This window comes from Aquimarina mytili (genome assembly GCF_016735115.1).
Lineage (GTDB): Bacteria > Bacteroidota > Bacteroidia > Flavobacteriales > Flavobacteriaceae > Aquimarina > Aquimarina mytili.
Map to the genome: position 1 here is coordinate 14,209 of NZ_JAERQJ010000017.1, position 21,244 is coordinate 35,452.

The following is a 21,244-nucleotide window of genomic DNA, read 5'->3' on the forward strand; positions in this document are numbered from 1 at the left end:
TAAAAGTACAAATATTATCTATATTTAGCAAATTTAGACATAAACCCCGCCCTTAAGAACGGGGCTATGTGTACAAACATTGCTTAACTACACCACAGGGGTTTCTTCCAATTCCGCTATCCGTTGAGCGATACGCTCTTCCCGTTTAGCTTCTTCGATTTGATAGGTCGTTTCTATATTGCTAATCTCTTCACCCATAAAATGTTGTATGGCTAGGTAAAAGGATTGGTTCACATTATTATTGGTATGGTTTTGTTCCCCAAAGTGCAATTGATTGAGAATCATATACCGGATAATCTTATTAAAGGTTGCCATATTAAAATCCTTCACACATTTTTTGATAAAGTTTTCTGTGTTTTGGTTTTTCTGATTGGGGAATGTTTTAGCAAAGTGTTTTTCCTTGTCATAATACTGCACATTATGGCTTAAGGCAGACAAGCAGAACGCTACCAATTCCTCTTTTGTAAGTTCCTCTGCAGAGGAAACATAATCGCTTTCTTTTACGTTATTGGAGATTTCTTCAAACAGTTTGTTGTTCTGAATCTGTTTCTTGCGTTCTTCCCGTTGCTTGATTTTGATGATTTTTTCTTTGGGAGTACATTCATCCATCTTTTTAGATTCTACGGAAACCGTAGTTTCCTGTTCTCCGTCAGCATCATCGAGTAAAGCCAGAGCTTCCACACACTGATACGTATAACTATGAAAGTACATTGCCTTTTTATAACCCTTATTCATTGCTTCATTATAGTCCTGTTGTTCGTCTCTATAATATTGTACTTCTTCCTCGTAGAGTTCCTGCAATTCTTCTTCGGTCAGATCACGATATGAATTTTCTGCGCGAATTTCTTCAAGACTTGGCTCAATAGGTTTTTCCACCAAATGTACATCCCCTTCCAAGTATATGGTAAATCCGTGTTGCTCCATCACTTTGAAAATCGCCTGTGCTTTTTCAGTATTCATATTATAACGTCGGATATCGGGGATAAAGAGAATATCTTCTGATTTCGCTTTGGTAAGTAAACGGGTTAAGACCAGGTTCTTTTTAGTTTGGAAGCAACTACCTTTGGTACACACCTGCTTATCTTCCCCAAAAAGATTACCTTGATTTGCGGTATTGAATGGACATAGACTACAAGCACCTGCAGTAGGGTGTAGCGTTTCATCATCAAGGGGAAAAGGGGCTTTTTGAAGGTTACACGCTTGGTTATCTACCAACTGTCTCAACTGCCATTCGGAAAAATCATCCCCTATCTGTTCCAAAAAGGATTCCTGTTCTTCTTTTGGATAAGCTGCAGCTTTGATCGCTATACCAAGGGATAATTGTTTGTTTCGAATATAAGGCTTAAACCCATCGATAAGTTCTCCCAGTTTAATACGCTGATACACGAAATTCAAGCTTCGACCGATGCGTTTAGAAATTTCTTCGGGCTTATGTTTTGACCCAAGATAGGCAATAGCTTCGGCTTCCTCTATGGGTTCTACATCTTGTCGCTGCAGGTTTTCAATGATTTGTATTTCAAGGATATCGTTATCCTTGATTTGCCTTACAATAGCCGGAATGGTCTTTTTTCCTAATTGTTTACAGGCGCGGTATCTCCGTTCCCCTGCAACGATCATATAACCATCTTCGATAGCCCTGACGGTGATGGGTTGAATAACCCCGTGTTTGTCGATACTTTCAGCCAATCCGTTTAAGTGGTCTTGATCGAAAGATTTCCGGGGTTGGTTTTCATCTGGCTTGATCTTATCAAGCTTTAGATGTTGTACTGATAATTTAGTCATGATGTAAAATATTTAGTTAAAGGCTTTACACCAATTCGGTTTCCTGATATGCTGTGATAAAAAATTCGCCGTTCACAGCAATTTCTTCTTGGATAGCCTGCAGAATATTAGGTTCTGTCAGCCCATAAAAAAAGATGATATCATCCGTAGTTTCATCATAATCGTGAGTACTACTGACGATAGCATCAAAAATGGATTGATCGTCTGCAAAATATCCTTGAATTTGAAAGTAACGTTGCATGGTGTTAAAGCTTGATTGCATCTTAAAAATACGAAAAAAATACATTTTACACAACATTTAATACATTTAATACATATTATTTATTTATATTAAACCCTGTTACATAGAGTATTTATATACTTCATAACCAACTATTTAAAATATATTTTTCCCTTTGAAAAAAGCGACAGGCCGAAGGGGAGGGAAATGCGTTAGGGATAGTAGCGGCATCCTTTTGGAAGGGCAACCTGCCAAAAGATATAGCAGATAGCCCGGCCATCAGGAACGCGATAATTATTTCTCCACTGACTATAGAGAAATGTGGTTTAGGGTAATTAATGAGTTGCGAGTAATTCCAATAATTTACTCCCTCCTATAATTTCAATTTTCGAAGAAAAAAACAGTTTTCTGGTATCCGGACTACTCTTGCCGGTATGCACAAAATATCCTTTGGTAGCTTTCTTCAAAGCAATAATTCTTTCAAAATCTTTAAGGTGTTGTCGGTTAATATAGTTCGAGTACCTTTTTGCCTGCAAAACGATCTTATTATTTTGTTGATCATATAGTACTCCATCGATACCTCCATCACCGGTATACCGTTTATTGCGTACAATCTTAAAACCTTTGTTTTTAAAGGCAGACAATAAGAGTTCTTCAAAGACAAACGGATCTATTTTTTTAAGATAATTAATCTTCTGGCCGGGATGGTCAAAAGTATTAATCTTTTGGATGATCTGTTTTCCCTTACGTATATTCCTCCGATGTTTCCCTGGTTTAAAAGTAAGCAGAAAGAAAATAACACCCAAGCATACTAAAAAAATAAGGTAAGAAAAACTCATAGTGGTCAGTAATTTAGCTTGTCAAAGAAAGCAGGCTTATGATTTGATATTCTGTTTAAATTCCTCCATAGCATCCTGAGTAAGTTCCATTGCCTGGTTTAACTGGGTCAGCATCTTATTCATTGCGATTTCTACAGAGCTTTTGTTTAAAATAAGGCTATTGTCACCCTCCATTTTCTCCACAAAAAAGTTTTCCTTTTTAAGGATCCACATCGGGTTATAACCTTTCATTGTATATAAATTGATCAATTTGATAACAGTCCGATAATCCGCACCCACGGTTCCGCTTTCGAGTTTAACGAAAGTGTTTTTAGAAATTCCCAGAACTTTAGTAAGGTTTTGCATTTCAAACAACTTGTCTTCTTTCAGGAGTTCCTTACGGATATCCCGCAAACGGAAAACGATGTAATTAACGTCGCCGTCTTCAAAGCAATACTCCTCCAGCTGTTCCTTTAGGTTTTCAATTTTAGTGGTCATTTCACTCATACTCTAAAAATATATATGGTCTTTATCCTGTTCTTTTAAGTTATCCAGGGTAAATAAATCATCTTCCGGATATTTACCCGTAACATTTTGGTACTCTTTAATGACCCAATCTTCAACTTCTTTATAGATAGAATCCAGATGTTTGTCCAGGAACATATCTTTTTCGTTGTCAAGAATGATTTTTTTCAACCGGGCACTAAAGAATTCTGAAAGATACATATCTAAATTGAATGTCTTGTAGTCCGGATCATCGGAACGGAGTTTCTCATGAAGCTCAGGATTCATTTTATTACGAATATGCCGGTGTTCGGAGGTAAAGAAATCTCCATCCAGCTGCAGGTATTTCATATAAAATCGGGCATCCTCGGTAAGGGAGTCAAAACTATTGGCCAGGATAGCGGTTTTATAGGTTTCAAAAAAATCGATGTGGATCATTTCATTCCAATGTTCTTCATAAACAGATTGTGTTTTAGGGGAATCAAAAGAATATATCTGCGGAAGTTTGTGTTTTTTAGAAATAGAAGTAGATTCAGTATGTTCCAGTACCTGTCCTAAAAAACGTTTTTGTTCGATTTTATTTTGGAAGCGATCAGCTACCACTCCGGCAAAATCCCCGGGGGAGAAGTTTGCAATTCTTGAAGGTGGTACCAGGTCACTTTCATAAAAGGAATGGTTGACACTTATATTTTCTGAAGTTTCGGTGATGGAGCTTCTTTTCTGATTGGTTTTTCCCATTTTACGAGACACAAGCTCTGCAGTCTTTTGTCCTGCCTGTCCGGTGATCACCGTCCCCTGGATATCGATAAGGGCTTCAGCTTCGCGTTGCGGATATTTTTTATACAACTGGGTAACTCCTTGCATCAGGGCAAATAATCCGCACTTACGCTCCCTGCCGGTTTCTATATACTTGTGGCATCCTTTAAAATACATTTGAGCAAATTCATCAATGACCATCATAAACTTATGGCGCCCATCGCGGTTCACACGTTTGGAGATGATTTCAAAATATAAAGAAGTATAAGGGGCAATCACATCTGCTTTATCTTCATCCCCGCCCAGGGTAAGGATTTTTTTATCATAAGGATCGTTCAGGTCCAAAGAAAAATCACTCTTTCCGGAAGCGATATAGAAAAAGTCCTTATTAAATAAATCTTTCAACTTTTGCTGTAAGGTAGATGTCTGCCCGGTAAGTTGTTCTTCTGCAGCGCCCCCATCAAAAGCATCCCTCAAGGAAGTGATTTGAACCAGGGTGTCTTTATTGGCCAGTAAAATAGGGATCAGGTATTTGATCTTTACAGAAGCCAGTACAATAACGTGGGGTATGGAACACACAGGAACATCATACTTATACTGCATCTTTTTGGATATAGCGATAAGGGCTGACAAGATACTCTCTGCGGACCCGGCAAAAAACGGGTTTTCTTTGTCCTGGTCGGAAAGGTTCTTCAGGATAGTACTCGTTACATTCTGAATTTCCGTAGAAGTAGGAATGTATTTAGGCTCGATAGGGTTACAGCGGTGGGAATACCTCATATCGGTTAAACATATCTGGTAAAAAGAAGTGTTGGGCTGGAGGTGTTTATAGAAATTATAGGTTGCGGTAGATACCTGAGGAAACTTAAAGTCATAAATAGCCAGGGAAAAGTCTTTTTTCATCAGCTGGTAGATCCCAGGAAAGAAAAAGGAAAAAGATTTTCCGGATCCCATCACCCCGTATACCCAAACCGAACGAAAGATTTCTACCAGGTTGATGGCTCCGGTATGTTTCTTACCATCAAAGTAGAATTCGTGTTCAAAATTAAGAGAGGTGTCCGTTTCAACCAGTTCTTTTTCCTGCATAAATGATTGGTTCTTCAGGTTGAATTGATCTTGGTCAATTTTACGGCTGTACAATATTTTCTTAATCTGTAAGGCACTGAACAATAGTAAAGGAAGGGACAGCCCACAAAATGCAAGGCCTAAGGGCAATGGTAAGGCGCGTAGGTTTTCAAAAGGGTACAACACAAATAAAAGCGATATCCCACAGATCCAGTACTGTCGTACCAGGTTTCCTTTCTTCTCGGTATATCCTTTATAAAAGTAAAAGGCACAAGCAACCGCAAAGAGGGTTACAAATTTCAGCTTAAACTCTGTCAAGGTAAATGCATTGACTGTTTTATGGATCAACCAGGTAAGAACGTTTTGGTCAAAGACGGATTTAAAAAAATCATCAAAAACGATTCGTACATATAATACCCAACAAGCGATGGAAAAAAAAGCCAATCCAAACACATATCCTATTCTATTGTTCCGCATAACATATTTTTTTATATATTTGTATTGCAAATCTATTAAAATAGTTTTAAATAAATAAGTCCATTATAATAAATGTATATAGAATCAACATTAAAACATTTGGGATATCAGGAAAATGATACGTTGCAAAGTGATTATTTCGTGATGTACACCAAAGGTACTTCCCACTTGTTTGTATATGAATCAGCGAGAAACGGGAAGCGGTTCTTTTCTTCGGCTTCCGGAGAGTTCACCGGAGAAGACAAAGACTTGGTGGTTTTCTTTTTCCAAACGGAGTTTTCAAGCTTATATAATGAACAGGACCGGTTGGATATGTTTTACGAGCTACATAAGGAAGAACTGGTAGAACCAAGAAAGTTAAAGCCGGTAGACTCCTTTAACTTATACCAAATCCTGCTTAAGGATGCCGCCAAAGTAAAAGATCCTGCCCTGGTGAATAGCGTAGAGACGGAAAAAACGCATTATTTCTTTTTTATGGACGAAGAAAAGATCAAAAGCGGGAGAAACATATTAGGGGTTGTTGCGGTTGACAAAGCCACTAAGAAAGAAAGCATCTTAAAGTTTTCGGAGCTAAGTAGGAGCATCTATTTTACCAACCCAAGTATCAAAAGTGAAGCAGCGATTATTTTCAATTCCTTCAATGAAATGATGGCTTTCAAAGCCCTGCAAAATCAGGACTTTTTCTATATCGTGGTAAAAGGGAAGTTTAATGAGAACCACGCCAGAACCATCGGTATGGTATTAAACTCAAAGGGAATTAAAAAAACATTTTTGGCATTCCCGGACAATCTGGACGGATATAGCAGTGATCTTAATTATTTAGGGGTGTTCTCCAACATAAAAATGAAGAACAGGACGGCTTTTTACAAACTAAGTATCCCGGTAACAAAAGAGAGTGAAGTGCTATTGGAAAAGCTAAAGAATTTGAAGAAGTCTGTGGAGAAGGACCTGGAGGGAAGTATGATTAAGCAATTGATCAATTTAAGCCAGGGAAAAGATCATACCGGAAACATCATCTTTATTGTGGAGTTACCCAAGATCGCTAATGTAATTAAGGGGTTTCTTGTATTGGGATCCAAGTTCCTTTTTAAAGACAAAGAGTATAAAATTATAAAACCTAAAAAAGAGTTTTGGAATGATCACGACAAGCCAATCACTAATGTGGATAAAGAATTTAAACTGAATATGTTTGACAGTATTAAAGAAGTTTACAGTTACAATTAATTGAGTTCATTCGACCAGTAGAAAAAGCTCAAACCTTTAGTAATCTTTATTGTTTAACGGAGCAAAGAACGGCAAATTTAAAGCTCCACTTTTATTTAACTAAATATTATATAGTATGTACAACAATGCAAAAATCGAAGGGGTAAACCCTACAATGGAAATTAGTGTAAATGGTGCAATCTTGGTAAATGACAAAGGGCAGGATATACCATTAAACGACAACACTTCAGAGAAAAAGGAACCATTCAAACCTTTCATTTCAGAAACTACGAAAGCCACTGAAACGCCACAGCCAAAAAAAGAAAAAAGGGATTGGTGGGCGATTTGGAGAGAGCTTACCAAAGGGGCTGCTTTTGCTTGCCACCACTAATCAATGTGTATTTAATAAAATGAAAAAGGAGTAGCAGAACGGCGATTCTTTACTCCTTTTATTTAACTAAATATTATACATATCACTATGCATAACGATCACAAAAATACAAAATTTGTAGCTCATACCTATGAAAACATAGATGAATTGTTTACCGTCAAGGATTTACTGGTGACAGATAATCCAATAAAAGAGGCTTTGGGAATTACGGAAGTCATATACGACAAAGGAACCAATTCCGTGGGCTCTAAAGGGGAGCAATACAAAATGGTAGATGCGCTGGGGAGTCAGCGCATTATTTTATATGACAAAGAAGTAATAGACGAAGATACTGGAGAAGTAAAGCATTTTCCGAGGGGGATCTATTATAATGATGACCGGGTTAACGATAAAGGGGATTTATCTCAATTCATCCAGAACCGGATAGAAGGAAAGAACAAAAAAGATGTATTGCCTTTTCTGGAACGCTTTGATTTTTTCAACCAGGCAGCACTTTGGAAGGAAAATATCAATGTAGAATATGCTTACTTACAAGGTAAAGTAAAGGCTTCCAGACCTTTTAACCTCTCCGATTTCGAAAACTTACGTAGCATCGAAGAGGACATCAAAAAGGAAAAAAAGCACTATTTAAACGAACGGGGTATCAAGAATGAAACCCTGCTAAGCGCTCCTTTCAAAGGGAAAGTAATGGTATATGACTTCCGTAATTACCAAAGAGTGCATAAGAATATTTTCTTTCCCAAGCATAACCGCAGTGAAACCATAAAAGGTACGGAAATCAAGCCAACCAAAGGGAAAGGGTATTGTTTCGGAAAAGATGATCTGTTGTGGCATTCCAACAAACCGGAAGTGGTAAAAAAGGTAATGATCGTCGAGTCTGCATTAAATGCGATATCGCATTATCAACTACATCCGGAAGAGAACAAAAACACCTGGTATTTCTCAACTAATGGAAAGTTTTATGAAGCCCGGATAGACCGCTTTTTCCACGAATTGGAAAACCAGGGCGTTGATAAAAAAGAGGTTCAGATTACACTGGGAACCGATAAAGATTTTGATGGAATTAAATATGATGTAGCGGTAGTCAACAGGATGCTGGAAGGGAAAGATAACTTTAAGGTAGATGATGACTATCAGGGGAAAAGATCAGTGTCTTTTGAAACTTACGATATCAAAAGACGCTCTGAGGTCCACAAATATTTTATGTTGTTAAATGAAACTATTCAGGGGACTGAAATATTTGCAGAAGAGAACAAGCTTCATCTCACCTTTCCCAGCAAGGAGAAGATCGGGGAATATTCGATGTTGGTTAGGGAAATGAAAGAGAACATCCCATTTCTTCAGGAGAAAAATTTCTTTATGGAGAAAGCGCCTAAATTCAACGACTGGAATGATGTGGTGCAGTATGAATTTGATAAGAAACAATTCACTAATCTCAAGCCTATTGCTGACTTTATGGAGTCGGAAGAACCGCATATGTTGGTGTATAAGGGAATCAGTAATGATTTACTCCTTGACCGAAGCTTTGCAAACAAGGTGTTTCTCTTTGACGACAAGGATAAAGACAGCATGGATGTTACCAAAAAAATGTTCTTTGCTAAACACAAAGAAGGTCATCTGATTGGTGCTGAAGTATCTGATGGTTTTAAAATTGAGAATAAAGGAAACCCGAAAACATTATGGACTTCCAACAAGCCCAAAGAGGTCGATAGGGTTGTAATTGTTGAACAAGGGTTAAATGCTTTATCTCATAAACAATTAGATCCGGCCAGTAATGAGAACACCTATTACATTTCTACGGGTAGAAGGTACAAAAAAGAGGTAGTCGATGAAATCTTCAATAATCTGAAATCTGAAGGAATAGACTTAAATAAAACGCTACTGGAAGTTGGAACAGATAATAATTTATGGTCTGTATCCCTGGAACTCCAAATATTAAACCGGGTTCAAAGCGAAGGGCGTTTTAGGGTTTCTTTATCCTCCAAGCCTGACTTTGCAGAGATCATCTTCACCACAAAAGAGACAAAGAATTTAGAAGATGTGGGGAGTTACTTTAAGGACCTAAAGAAATACCTGAATGAAAAGTACCTGAACGACCCTATGGATAAAAACAGGTTTATCAAGTTTACGGAGGATAAGAACTTCGTGGCCATACGCTTTCCAAACAAAGAGAAGCTTAAAAAGATTTCACACGCTTTTACAGGCAAAATGGTTGGCAAGGTGGGCTTTTTAAAGCAAAGAAAATTAAGTGTACAGAAATCTTTTGAAGGAAACAATTTGAATGATAAACTACGTAGAAAGATCTTCTTAGGACAAGCCCAGGGAATCCATAATCCTAAAAAAAAAGTACAACATAAAATAAATTATACATAAACACATTATAATAGACTTAAATTAAAAAATGTACTAAAATAGTTTTTAGTACATTTTTTTTATATATATTTGTTGAAACTTTAAAAAACAAATATTATGGAAGTTATTGTTGATTTAATCGAAAGGCTAAGAGGCTATATAGAAGTGATCGCCTCGAACTTTGTATTCATCATTAGCGGATTGTGCTATATAGCATCGCTGATATTAATTATTGTTTCTGTAGTAGCAGATCAAAGAGGATCGAATATTGGTTTTAATGCCGGTAAATGGGTGATCAATACAGCGGTTGCCGGAACACTAATCTTAGCTGCAGGAGAGATATTCGGATTTTAATGGTTAAGGCTGAAACATACAAGGTGTACAAGGGAATTCAGAAGGAAATCCGTTTTCTGTTATTGGAAAGGGGAATAGCAATGCAGTTCCTGGGCAGCAGCATTATCATTATAGGAATTGTATTGATGTTATTGGGCGCTTCTTTTATATCACTGTTACTATGCCTTGGGGTATTGATCTTTAGTTATGGATACTTCAAGAGAAAAGACAAAAGGAACCAGAAGCATAACATCAAAAAGAAGAACATAAACAACAAAAAGCCGGATGTCATCAGAACCAAATCAATGATTGTAATTCGAAATGAAAGAAGTTTATTTAATAAAGGATAGGTCATTACCAATTTATGGTATTGAAAACAACGTAACCATCTCTAAGGAGAAAGGATGTCTTTCTTATGGGTTTATGGTACGCTACCCGGCCTTATATACGAAACCGGCAAGTGAGTACCGAACCATCAGGAACATTATGCAAACGGTTTTCTCTATCCTGGAAAAGGATTACATTGTTCATAAACAGGATTTCTTTTTACAGGATACACACAAAGAAACACCCATTAAAAAAGAAAGCGATTTACAACGCTACAACAGAATCCATTTTAGTGGCCGAAAAGTAAGAAGGCAGTTTTCATACATATACATCACAAAGGTTCCGGAGAACTATATTGATTTTGATTCTTCTCACACGAATTCATTCTTAATCAAGGAAAGAAAATCATTCTTGTCCCTAACTATAGACAGAAAATATATCACACAAGAAGAGCTGGCCTCCTTTTTCAAAAAGAAAGAAAGGGTTACTAAAGCTTTAAAAAACCAATACTTTAAAGCTATTGAATTAGGTGCTGGGGGGTACTTAAGAGAAAAAAGGGGGGTGCTTAACTTGTTTAAGAATTATGACTTCTCCGGAGGGGATAAAGACAAATCGTTTGAAGAAAACAAATTTTACATTGGCGATAAAAGAGTTCAGTATTATACGTTACAAAATGCAGACTCTTTAACCGATCATGTTCCTGAATTTGTAGAATGCAAAAAGAAGCAAACCGATGATTTGCAGTTGTTCAAATCTGCAATCACTGAACTGGGAATGCAGATGGATAATGATCATATCCTGAATCAATATTTCTATATCCCTTCCCAGGAAAAGGTCTTCAAAAAATTAAAAGAGAAACAAAGCAGGCTGTATAACTTCACCGAATGGTTTAAACCATCAGGAGCCGGGGATCGTCCGGAACACAAAGGGGAGAGTATTGACAGTGAAAACAATAAAATCTTTGCCAGACAACTCAGGGAGTTCAAGGACGATATTGTCAGCAATAGCCAAAACTTGATTTTCACCCATATTAATGTTGGGATCATTGGAGGTGACTTAGAGGTTTCGGAAAATTTTAAATTCAAATTAAAACCTAATGAGGCAGATATTAAAGACTTATATTTTGCCAGCTGTCCGGGCAATGCTATTGGATTACCTGCAGATCTGTATATGCCATTAACTGAAGCTGCTGCTATCTCATTAGGTTACTATGAAGATTACTCCAGGGGTAATGCACCATTTGGGGTAAGGCTGGTAGAGACAAATTCAGGAAATCCTGTTTTTTATGATACCTTCCAAACTCCCTTTGAAAAAGGATTGATTACGAATAGAAATGCCTGGGGAGTGGGTAAAACGGGAAGCGGAAAATCCTTTACCTGGAATACGCTTTTATCACACGAATATACCTTGGGGCATCACATCTTTAACATTGATGGTTCCTCTAGTTTTGAGAGAGCTACAAAATATAATAACGGTTTCTACTTTAAGGTGTCCAAAGGAACTAAACTTGGGTTGAATCCTTTTCTGTTAACGACAGGAAGTGTGGAAGAAATAGAAGATAAAAGAACCTTTATCTCAAGTTTCTTATTAAACCTGGTAGACGACCCTAAAAAGGATTATGCAAACAACCTTACATATACACTGTTCACAGACATTACGGATGGATATTATAAAGAGATAAAAGACAATTATTGTTTTGATACCTATTATGAGTATTTCAAAGAGAACGCTCCTCAGATCGTAAAATTAAACGGGATTGAAAAGGACGTGTATTTGGAAGCCATCACGTATATGCTAAAAAGCTACTATAAGGGCGGAGCGTATGATTACCTTTTAAATTCAAGGGATGAAAAACTAAAAGGATTATTGAATAACAGGTATATCACTTTCCAAATTAAGGAATTAAAAGATGACCCAAAATTATTCACTATCACAACCTTTTTACTAACGAACCTATACAAGGAAAAGTTGTATCACCCGGATCTTTTGGACAAGGTAAAGTATTTGCATTACGATGAGTCCTGGACGGCAATGGATAAACCGATCTTAATGAATTTTATGAAAGATACCATTAAAACGGTTCGTTCACAAAAAGGAGCTACGATCTTTACATCCCAGGATATCGAGGACTTTTTTAATTCGGAGATCATAAAGAATACAGTGATCAACAACTCTGATATCGGGGTTGTTTCAGACATCCGGTCTTACAAAGGGAAAAAGGAATACATAAAAAATATCCTTTCCTTATCGGATCATCAGATCAACAGATTGTTTGCACTGAACAACAATCTTCCGGAAGGTTATAATATGAGAGAATTTGGTTTGATCTATGCCAAAAAACATTTGGTCACTTTTGGAAACGAAGTATCCCTGGAGGAAAAATCTGTTTTTGAATCAGATCCGGACGAGAAGGTTAAACTCAGAAAAATAGACCAGAGTAATAACGATAACCTGCATATAACGGCGATTCAATATGCGGGCAATTAAACCTTTTATTTAACTAAATTATTTTAAAATGAAAAAGCAATTTATTGTAATGGTGTTGTCCGCATTGCCGTTTCTGGCAATGGGACAAATCCCGGTAACAGACGTAGCAGCTGGTGCGCAATTATCATCGTTGAATATGCAAGTAACGATGTTGAGTCAAAGCGTGACCCAAACAAACAGCAAGTTGGCCAATCTGAACAGTAAGGTTCAAAACACGAATCAAAAACTGGAACAGGCCAATGATTATTTAAAAAAGTTGGCAGAACTAAAAGAAGAGGAGATCAACACTTATAAAAACGCACCGGACAACCGACTGGTGAGTTATCAAAAAGAAACCTTGTTGATGGAAAAAAAGCGAATCGTACTACAGGTAAAACAATTACTGCAGAACCTGGAACGATTCGAGTACATCACCGAAAATGAGAAAAGCAAAACAGAAGATAGGCTTTCAGGGATGGTTACCCAGGTGTTGCTTATATGGGATCAGACAACCAATCTGTTAAATGCCAATGACAAAATTATCCCTGCTAATGAACGTCAAAAAATGTTAGAAGAAACTTTAGATGTTTTTAGAAAGTGTATTAGCAGAATGGAGCAGGATCAAACCTGGCTTGCTATGGTGAACAAAAGAAGGAAGTCTCAAAAAGAATTATTCGGATTTTAGTTATGGATGGAACGACGGTTTTATTACGTTTAAAAGAACTCCTGAATGAGTTTATATATGATATGATCGATACGGTGTTTACCTATGGGGACGTAATGCTATCGACGTTCAAATGGATTGCATTTATTGGAGTATTAATCAAGATTTTATATAACTTTTATTATTCTCCGAACGATTACTGGGGCTATATTTCCTGGCTACCTTTAGCAGCTCTTTTATTTCACTATGATGTAGTAGTAATTGCTTTTTTTGAATGGTCTAAAGAATTGGATAATAGGATTTCTGTACTGGAAAATTTTGAAAAAACGAAACACTTCTTTGAATCTACAGAATTGGATTATGAAGAAAATAGCATGTTCCAGATTGGAATGACCATCCTTACGGATATCATAAAATCTGCAATTTTCGAGGGTGTGGTACGATTGCTGTTGTTTTTAGGTTTCATCGGATCAATGATAGCTTATTTCTATTTAAAGATAAAAATGTTCTTCAAGTTGTTAATTTTAACACTTTTTGGACCTTTGAACATATCATTATCGTTTTTGAACGAATTTAAAGGCAATTATATAGGTTGGTTAACGAAATTAATAGAAGTTTGTACCTACATTCCTTTGATTTACTTGGTTGATTACATAGGTATTGAGATGCTCGACAAGGTGTTTTCCCCCCGTGTGATCAGTTCCGGATCCGAGATGGCCGAAACACTAACCAGGCAGGTATTGGGAATAATATTTTATGTGGGGATCATATTTATGTATTTATCGATACCAGGTTTGGTAAAATACGCATTGACCCAAGGTGCAGCTGCAGTAGGTAATGGTAAAAAGGTTGCTGCTCTGGCAATGCTGGCAGCACGTAAAGTAATGACAGGAGGAGTGTAATTATGAAAATGAGAATTTTAAATAACATCAGCGCAAAAGAAATGTTCTCAATGGTGGCAATGGTAATAGCAGGCGCTATATGCTTAATTGTACCACTGAGCGCTATCTATATGAACAATAAGGCTATTAATGAAAGTATGGCCGAACAAAAAAAGGAAGTGTATATGTACGAAAACAATGCTATTAAAAAAGCAAAGTTAGTAGAACATTTCAGGGATCCGGAGGAGGGATCTATAAAAGGACACCTTATTCTTTTTCACAATCTGTTTTGGTCTTCTGAGCCTTATATGGAATATATCAGAAAGAACTATAACCAAGCGAAGGAAATGGGGGATAGCACTATCCAGACCTTATATACATTTCTGGAAAGGCAAGAACATTATTTCGAAAAAAATGTAGCCGGGGGTTATTCTATTTTAGTTGAAATTGACAAAGATGATATCGAGATCGATTTCACTACAAAACCCTACGAATTCAGGGTGACTGCCCAATTAAAGGTAATCAGGAACCAGGATATTATGATAAAGAAATTGGTGACTACCGGAAAGGTGAGGAATAACTTGGATTTTGAAGAAAAACAAAGGGATAAAAAAGACAGTTATTATACCGCATGGCAAATTGTTGACTATGAAGTGTTGGAGATGGCTGTAATAAAGAACTTAAAACAAAATGACTTATGAGCACACAAGGATCTTTACAGGAAGGCTTAAAAGCCATTAAAAACCAAAAAATACTATTAGTCGTCGGGTTAATAGTATTAGTATTATTATCAAGTTTTGTTTTTAAACCAGATGAGAAGACTGAAGATAAAGAAAAGAAGGAAGATGTAGTAAAAAAAGAAAAGGTGGATTTCAATGTAGCTTTAGATACTATAGAAAAGCCGGTTCAAAATATCTTCAACAAAGAAAAGGAAACAAAAATTGTGGATAACAATCCTTGGAAAAAAGAAGAAAAGGAAAAGGAAACGAAGCTTAGCACCTCTATTGAAAAACTGGAAAAAAGAGGAACCACTCCGGATCCCTACAAGAATGACAATATGTGGAAAATGGATCCAACTCCATCAAAAAACAACTTAGGTTTAGAAAAGGCGCTCACGGAAGAGGAAAAGATTTTACAAAAAATAGAGCAGCGTAAAAAGCTAAGGGAACAAATGCGAGCTGAAAATCAAAAAAATGCATCCAGAGATCCTGTTTCCTCTTCAGAGAAAATTAGAATTAAAGCCTATGTATATAGGAACCAAAATGTATTACCAGATTTTCAAGTAAACCTTACCCTAATTACCCCTTTTATATACAACGGAAAGAAATATGAATCTGGCTTTTCCTTGGTAGGTAATGTAATAAAAGTAGAAAGAAACAAAGTTTTTATAGAAGTGAATTCAATCGGTGATGACGAAGATAGAATTAAGCTAAAAGCCTATGATCCGAAAGGAAAGCACGAAGGCTTGTATTATCCACAAGCTGGAGCTCTAGAACAAGAATTAAAGTTTGAAATTGAAAGGCAAGGTTTACAGGAAGCTGCAAGGGAATCTCAAAGCGGTTTAGTGAGGGCGGTGTCAACAGTTTTAACTTCAAACAAAAGAAAAAAGTTTACGTTTATCCCTTTGGAAAACGACAAAGAAATGGTACTTAAAAATTATTAACACAAATACTTAAAATGAGAATACTTATAAATTTATTGCTTTTAACACAACTCATATATAGTCAAAAAGACACTTTACGTATTGAAGTTGCCGAGAGTAAGTATACCCAGTTAATTTTTACTTCAGAAGTTGTTGACAAGGATCCTGGTCATATGTCTTACCAAATTGTCAAATCTACAAGTGCAAATCCAAATGATAAAATTCTAAAATTATACTATGCCGGTACTGCGGAAGATTATACGTTTCCATCTAATCTACAGGTTGAAACGAGTAATGGGGATATATATGATCTAAAACTGATTAATACCGAAAATCCAAAGAAAACAACGTATATCATCACTCCCAATATGGCTGTGGTAAACATAAACCAAATGGGAGCTTCAAGCACCCCTATGAGAAGACAAGAGATAACAAATACAGAAGAAGAAACACTAACAAAGGTAGAGGCGCCTATTACACATTACTCGGACAAATCAGATGTTCCCGATGACGCTGAAAACTATTCAGAAATCCAGGACCGGTTATATGTTTCTGATAAGCTTCAATATATGACAAACCTGGCCAAGGAACTAAATGATACTAAAAGAAGATATTCAAGAGTTAAAAGTGTTGCTGTTAAGCAAAATATAGAGTTAACGATAAAAGGGGTATACGCAGACAAAGACGAACTGTATTTTGTTTTTAATATGAAGAACGATGGGGCTCAACCTTTTGACATAAAAGTATGGAAAATCTATAGGGGATCTGTGGAGCTTGCTAAGCAGTTGGAAACTGGTAACCTATCTGGAAAAGGGTTAATTCAACCATTAAATTACAAACCGGAGACCGTTTACAATTTATCTAAGAGAATTGAGCCTAAATCACAAATGAATTTTGTTATAGTGATTTCCAAATTCACAATAGCAAAAGACAGAGCGGTCTATTTTGATATTGACGAACTCAACGGGGAGAGAGATATTTTTATCCCTTTGTATTATAAGAGAGTAAATTATCCATTAAACTATAAAAGAAAAAAATGAAAAAAACAGTATTTATTTTGATGCTTTTTTACGGCGTTTTAGCATCAGCACAATTGACAGATAACAGTTTAAACGCTATAGATGTTTCTGCAGGCTATGCAGAAAACGGATTTGGGGTATCTCTTTCTTACAATAGATATATCTCTTATTCTAAAAGGAATAATTATTTTCAATTTGCTTTATTGTATACCTTTAGTAACATTGAAAAAAAAGGTTTTGATCTTCCTTACAATCTTATAACACTAAATTTGGGATATTTTTATAATATTCCCCTTGATAGATTTGACAAAATAAACCTTAACCTTGGAGGAGGAATGGTAGCTGGCATTGAAAGAATTAATAAAGGAAATAAAGAATTAGAAACAGGTGCTTTATTAAAGTCTGATGGTGGGTTTATTTATGGTCCTTTTATTGGGGGAGAATTAGAACTGTTTGTTAGCAGCAATGTGTCTTTTCTAATTAAAGCAAATGAATTTTATCACATAAACTCAGATATAGGAGATTTTACCATTTTCGCGGGTGGTGGAATAAGAGTTTTTCTTTAATCAATAAAAAAAATAAATATGAAAAATATAATAAAATATACGATTGGGATGTTTGTTTTATCTACCCTCTTTTTTGCTTGCACAAAAGATGATGCTGTAGTGTTTGATGAATTTCCTTTTGAAATCGAAATTGTTCAGAAAGATACCGTAACGGTAAATTACCCAGAAAAAACGGTTTTTAAAATTATCACAGAAACTCCAGTTTCCAGCAATGTTTATATGTTCAAATATGAATCTCTAAATGGAACTGGTATATATACAAATTTAAATAATGATACTATACCAGAGAATCAATTTATTACTTTAGATAGTTTAAGTTTAGAGGTAAATTATATAAGTAATAATGTGGATTCGGATAAAATTAGAGCAACTATAAAAAGAGGGGATGAAGAAAAGGTTAAAGATTTATTGTATGAGGTTGAAAACAATGAATATTCTTTAGACTTATCTACAGCAATAACAGAAATAGATATTAATGAGATTAGGCCATTTTCTTACGATCTATTCAATAAAGGGAAAGATAAAAACGTAACTTACAAAAGAGCTTTGTATATTATAAATGGGAGTGGAGTTGTATTGAATGCTGATGAAAGTGAAGAAATAAAATTGGCAGAATTCGAAAATTCAGTCGAGGGAAAATTTAATTATAATGTTAAATTTAAAGAGAAAGGAAACCCTAAATTAGTAATCGTTGGAGAAGATAGTAATGGTTATATTAAAAGAGACACATTATCTTATACTGTAGAGGAACCGCCTATAAGGTTTTCTGTTACAACAAGTCCCAATAGTACAACAATAGGAAGTCCTTATAGGTTTAATTTTATAATACCAGAAAACCAAGGAACAACTACAACCAATAAAATAAGATATACTATCCAAAGTGGCTCTGCAAATATAACTTATAACAGTACCCCCGTTAATCCAAATGAACAAGTTGACGTTCCTCTTTCTGGAAGTTTTTACTTTGATGCTGTTTCAAATTCAGAACAAACTTTGAATATTACTTTTTATTTGGAAAACGGAGGGGTAGAAGTTGATAGAACCGCCAGTATTAATATTGTTGGTGGCACGTTTGCATTAAGTGCGATACCAGAAGTGTCACAAGCAGAGGCAGGAAGTCAGGTGGGAATAAATTGCATAATTACAGAAAGTGGACCTACTGGAGCTCCATATTCTTTAGTATATTCCTCAACAGAGACAGGTAATATAGAATATCGCGGAACGGTATATGCTCCAGGATCTGTTATCGACGGTATCACAGATTTAACTTTTTCGTTAAAATATTTAGGTGTTAATGAAGCAAATCATAGGCTAAGTTTTACACTAAGAGACAAAAATGGAAATCCATTTGAGGCAACAGAGCAAAACATCAATTTTATAAATACGCAGCACACTTTCAGTGCGGCCTCTACTGGAACTACAGCCTTTACAGACACTCCTACTAACATAGTAATGGAATTAAATGGATTGTCTACTCTTACTTATACCATGAAGTGGACGGCTGATGTTTCTGGTACATTTGTACTAAATGGTATTTCATATCCAACCAACACCCCTATATTGGTTAGTCCAGGTAATTTTACGGGCGCATTTATAGGTACGTCTCCAGGTAGATCCAATTTAACTTTTGAAGTAACATCTTCTAGTGGTAAAACAGCAAGTGATGATGTGGATTTAACTATAAATGAGTTTACCTTTAATTTTGATGTTCCTGAAGTATTAGATGTTGTAGCAGGGAATACCGCTGAATTTGATATCAATTATACAGCATCTAATAATAATGTGAGTGCTCGTGTGTTTTATTCAATTAATACTAACAACGGATCTGTAAAAAGAAGAGAAAATTCTCAAACATTAAATTCTCCCTTTGATTTGACTCAAGGAACGATTGGATTAAGATTTGATTATAGTGAGGTTAAAACTTATGTAATTACTTGGTCATATACAAATAGCAATGGTGCTTCAAGAGACTATGAAACAGAAGTAAGAGTTAGAAACAGGGACTTTTCTATATCGATAAACCCAGTTACCAATATTAGTTTTGGTAGTGACGTGATAGTTGACTTAAATCTTTCTTCTCAACAAAGCCCTCTAACGTATAGATTAGATGGATATTCATTCAGTCAATCTGGAATGACACTTCGTAATCAAAACAATTCTATCGTTGGCAATTCTCAAAGTATCGGTTTCGGAAATAATAGGTTCTTAGCAAGCGGATATAACACTAATTCTTTTTCGATAACAATTTATGTAATAGATAGTTTTGGGCAAAGAAAATCAGTATCAAGAACCTTTTCTATCAATGCTCCAAATGAAGAGTATACAAGTGATATTGGCAGACGTAGTGTGAATTGTGGTGTTCAAGCTGGTGAACAAAGGATATATTATATTTATACAAGAAGAATTTCGCTAAAAAACAATAACGGCGGTGTTATTAACAGGGTTCAAGTTTATGATGAAAACAACAACCTAATTAATGATGCTAGAAATCTTTCTATAGAGCCGAATGAAACAGAAATTATAGGGGAAACAACATGTCAAACTAATTGTTCATTAGGACCTGGGCCGTGTACACCTTTGGGAAGATTTAAGATTAGATATAGAATTGGAAATAGTTGGACGGAATTTAAAAATGTTAACTTGTAATACAATTAATTAAAAATTAATACATTTATAAAGATTATTAACCATAAAATTAAATATAATGAAAGCTTACTTTTTATTTTTTATACTATCGATATTTACCTTGATTGGTTGTAGTGATGACGATAACGGCAATTTAGGTGCATTAAGAAAATCAGATAAAACCACGTTAATTAATACAGCTGGAGGAGATACAGTAATAGACAAAGTTTTTACTAATGAAGTTGAGATCAGTATAACAAGACAGAATAATTATGAAGGAAATATTAGTTTTCGATTAAATAGTGTAAACACAATAGTGGATAAAGATACCCCTGGTTTTTTTAGAACATTAGACATGAATGATAACGAAATAGATCTTTCAGAGTATGTAGTTGTAGATGGAGATAAGTTTAATTTTAAAATAGAATTTTCTGGTATAAATTCTTCACAATATGTCTTTTACTATTTAAACGCAGACGATTCAGAATGGATTGGTAACAAAAATCTTAACTATAATGTAAAATTATCTAAATAAAAAACAATGAAGCACTTAATTATAGTATTTATATCCGTTCTGATTATATCGTGTGAGGATAATGACACGCCAGTACCAACGTATCAGTACATATTAGATGATAAAAAAAGTGAGCTTGTATCAGAATATATTGGATATGATGAATCTACTAGAACTTTGACCAACAGGTTAACATTTAATTTCGTTAGAAACACAGAAGTTTATAATGGTGATTTAGTAATAGCAATAATTCCAAAAAACTTTAGAGAAAGAGAAGAATATTCCGTTCAAATTTTGGACGAGAATAATGAAGAAATAAACACTGGATTTAACGTGTTATATCCTATTAATAGTGAGAACAATTATTCTTTTACTTATATTTTAAAACTTAACGAGGATTTTAACTATAATGTCACTGATTTAGGATATCCTGATGTGTCGGTTGAAGTTTCGGCTGTTAATAGTGATGTTTTGTGGCACAATAGAAGGTCCTATCCAACGTTTTTGAAATTAACTAGAGAGTAAAAAGAAATTGTTAATTTAGGATGATTGACAATTAAAGGGAGTTGGAGTTTAATCCAACTCTCTTTTTTATTTGTGCCACGCATACTATTTCCTGATAGTGTTAAAGTCCCGTGC

Annotated in this window: 19 protein-coding genes; 14 read left to right on the forward strand and 5 right to left on the reverse strand. The window is 35.5% G+C overall.

The window, feature by feature from the left end:
- Positions 1–87 precede the first annotated feature (87 nt).
- The 5 genes from JJQ60_RS21200 to JJQ60_RS21220 form a co-directional block, all read right to left on the reverse strand.
- Positions 88–1,782, reverse strand: coding sequence for a ParB/RepB/Spo0J family partition protein (locus JJQ60_RS21200; RefSeq protein ID WP_201924595.1), 1,695 nt, complete (start codon positions 1,780–1,782; stop codon positions 88–90).
- Positions 1,783–1,807: 25 nt separating this feature from the next.
- The gene (locus tag JJQ60_RS21205) at positions 1,808–2,023 is read right to left on the reverse strand and encodes a hypothetical protein (protein ID WP_201924596.1); all 216 of its coding nucleotides are present in this window, start codon (positions 2,021–2,023) and stop codon (positions 1,808–1,810) included.
- A 314-nt stretch (positions 2,024–2,337) separates the two neighbouring features.
- The gene (locus JJQ60_RS21210) at positions 2,338–2,841 is read right to left on the reverse strand and encodes a restriction endonuclease (RefSeq protein ID WP_201924597.1); all 504 of its coding nucleotides are present in this window, start codon (positions 2,839–2,841) and stop codon (positions 2,338–2,340) included.
- A gap of 36 nt (positions 2,842–2,877) precedes the next feature.
- Positions 2,878–3,327, reverse strand: a complete 450-nt coding sequence (locus JJQ60_RS21215) for a hypothetical protein (protein WP_201924598.1) — start codon at positions 3,325–3,327, stop codon at positions 2,878–2,880.
- Positions 3,328–3,330: 3 nt separating this feature from the next.
- Entirely contained in the window at positions 3,331–5,622 is a 2,292-nt protein-coding gene (locus JJQ60_RS21220; RefSeq protein ID WP_201924599.1) for a type IV secretory system conjugative DNA transfer family protein, read from the reverse strand.
- A gap of 72 nt (positions 5,623–5,694) precedes the next feature.
- On the opposite strand from JJQ60_RS21220, the gene JJQ60_RS21225 reads away from it, so the two are divergent.
- From JJQ60_RS21225 to JJQ60_RS21290, 14 genes are all read left to right on the forward strand, one after another.
- Positions 5,695–6,846, forward strand: coding sequence for a hypothetical protein (locus tag JJQ60_RS21225; protein ID WP_201924601.1), 1,152 nt, complete (start codon positions 5,695–5,697; stop codon positions 6,844–6,846).
- Between the two features lie 115 nt (positions 6,847–6,961).
- Positions 6,962–7,216 (forward strand): hypothetical protein, encoded by a 255-nt coding sequence (locus JJQ60_RS21230; RefSeq protein WP_201924602.1) that lies wholly within the window; start codon positions 6,962–6,964, stop codon positions 7,214–7,216.
- 87 nt (positions 7,217–7,303) lie between these two features.
- Positions 7,304–9,589 (forward strand): hypothetical protein, encoded by a 2,286-nt coding sequence (locus tag JJQ60_RS21235; protein ID WP_201924604.1) that lies wholly within the window; start codon positions 7,304–7,306, stop codon positions 9,587–9,589.
- Between the two features lie 96 nt (positions 9,590–9,685).
- A complete protein-coding gene (locus JJQ60_RS21240) occupies positions 9,686–9,922 on the forward strand; it encodes a hypothetical protein (RefSeq protein ID WP_201924606.1) in 237 nt (78 codons plus the stop codon).
- A gap of 300 nt (positions 9,923–10,222) precedes the next feature.
- Positions 10,223–12,715 (forward strand): TraG family conjugative transposon ATPase, encoded by a 2,493-nt coding sequence (locus tag JJQ60_RS21245; protein WP_201924608.1) that lies wholly within the window; start codon positions 10,223–10,225, stop codon positions 12,713–12,715.
- Positions 12,716–12,743: 28 nt separating this feature from the next.
- Positions 12,744–13,379: a hypothetical protein gene (locus tag JJQ60_RS21250; protein WP_201924609.1), complete on the forward strand. Its 636-nt coding sequence runs from the start codon at positions 12,744–12,746 to the stop codon at positions 13,377–13,379.
- Between the two features lie 2 nt (positions 13,380–13,381).
- Positions 13,382–14,260 carry a hypothetical protein gene (locus JJQ60_RS21255; RefSeq protein ID WP_201924610.1) on the forward strand — a complete coding sequence of 293 codons (879 nt, stop codon included), beginning with the start codon at positions 13,382–13,384 and terminating at the stop codon, positions 14,258–14,260.
- A gap of 8 nt (positions 14,261–14,268) precedes the next feature.
- The gene (locus tag JJQ60_RS21260; protein ID WP_201924611.1) at positions 14,269–14,940 is read left to right on the forward strand and encodes a hypothetical protein; all 672 of its coding nucleotides are present in this window, start codon (positions 14,269–14,271) and stop codon (positions 14,938–14,940) included.
- Positions 14,937–15,902, forward strand: coding sequence for a conjugative transposon protein TraM (gene traM, locus JJQ60_RS21265; RefSeq protein WP_201924612.1), 966 nt, complete (start codon positions 14,937–14,939; stop codon positions 15,900–15,902). Before JJQ60_RS21260 ends, traM begins: the two co-directional genes overlap by 4 nt.
- Before the next feature lie 14 nt (positions 15,903–15,916).
- A complete protein-coding gene (locus JJQ60_RS21270) occupies positions 15,917–16,921 on the forward strand; it encodes a DUF4138 domain-containing protein (RefSeq protein WP_201924613.1) in 1,005 nt (334 codons plus the stop codon).
- Entirely contained in the window at positions 16,918–17,466 is a 549-nt protein-coding gene (locus JJQ60_RS21275) for a conjugal transfer protein TraO (protein ID WP_201924616.1), read from the forward strand. The genes JJQ60_RS21270 and JJQ60_RS21275 overlap by 4 nt, the downstream gene beginning before the upstream one ends.
- 18 nt (positions 17,467–17,484) lie before the next feature.
- Complete coding sequence (locus tag JJQ60_RS21280; RefSeq protein WP_201924617.1) at positions 17,485–20,112, forward strand: hypothetical protein; 2,628 nt, start codon at positions 17,485–17,487, stop codon at positions 20,110–20,112.
- 58 nt (positions 20,113–20,170) lie between these two features.
- Positions 20,171–20,626 carry a hypothetical protein gene (locus JJQ60_RS21285; protein ID WP_201924618.1) on the forward strand — a complete coding sequence of 152 codons (456 nt, stop codon included), beginning with the start codon at positions 20,171–20,173 and terminating at the stop codon, positions 20,624–20,626.
- A gap of 6 nt (positions 20,627–20,632) precedes the next feature.
- The gene (locus JJQ60_RS21290) at positions 20,633–21,130 is read left to right on the forward strand and encodes a hypothetical protein (RefSeq protein WP_201924619.1); all 498 of its coding nucleotides are present in this window, start codon (positions 20,633–20,635) and stop codon (positions 21,128–21,130) included.
- The last annotated feature ends 114 nt before the right edge of the window (positions 21,131–21,244 follow it).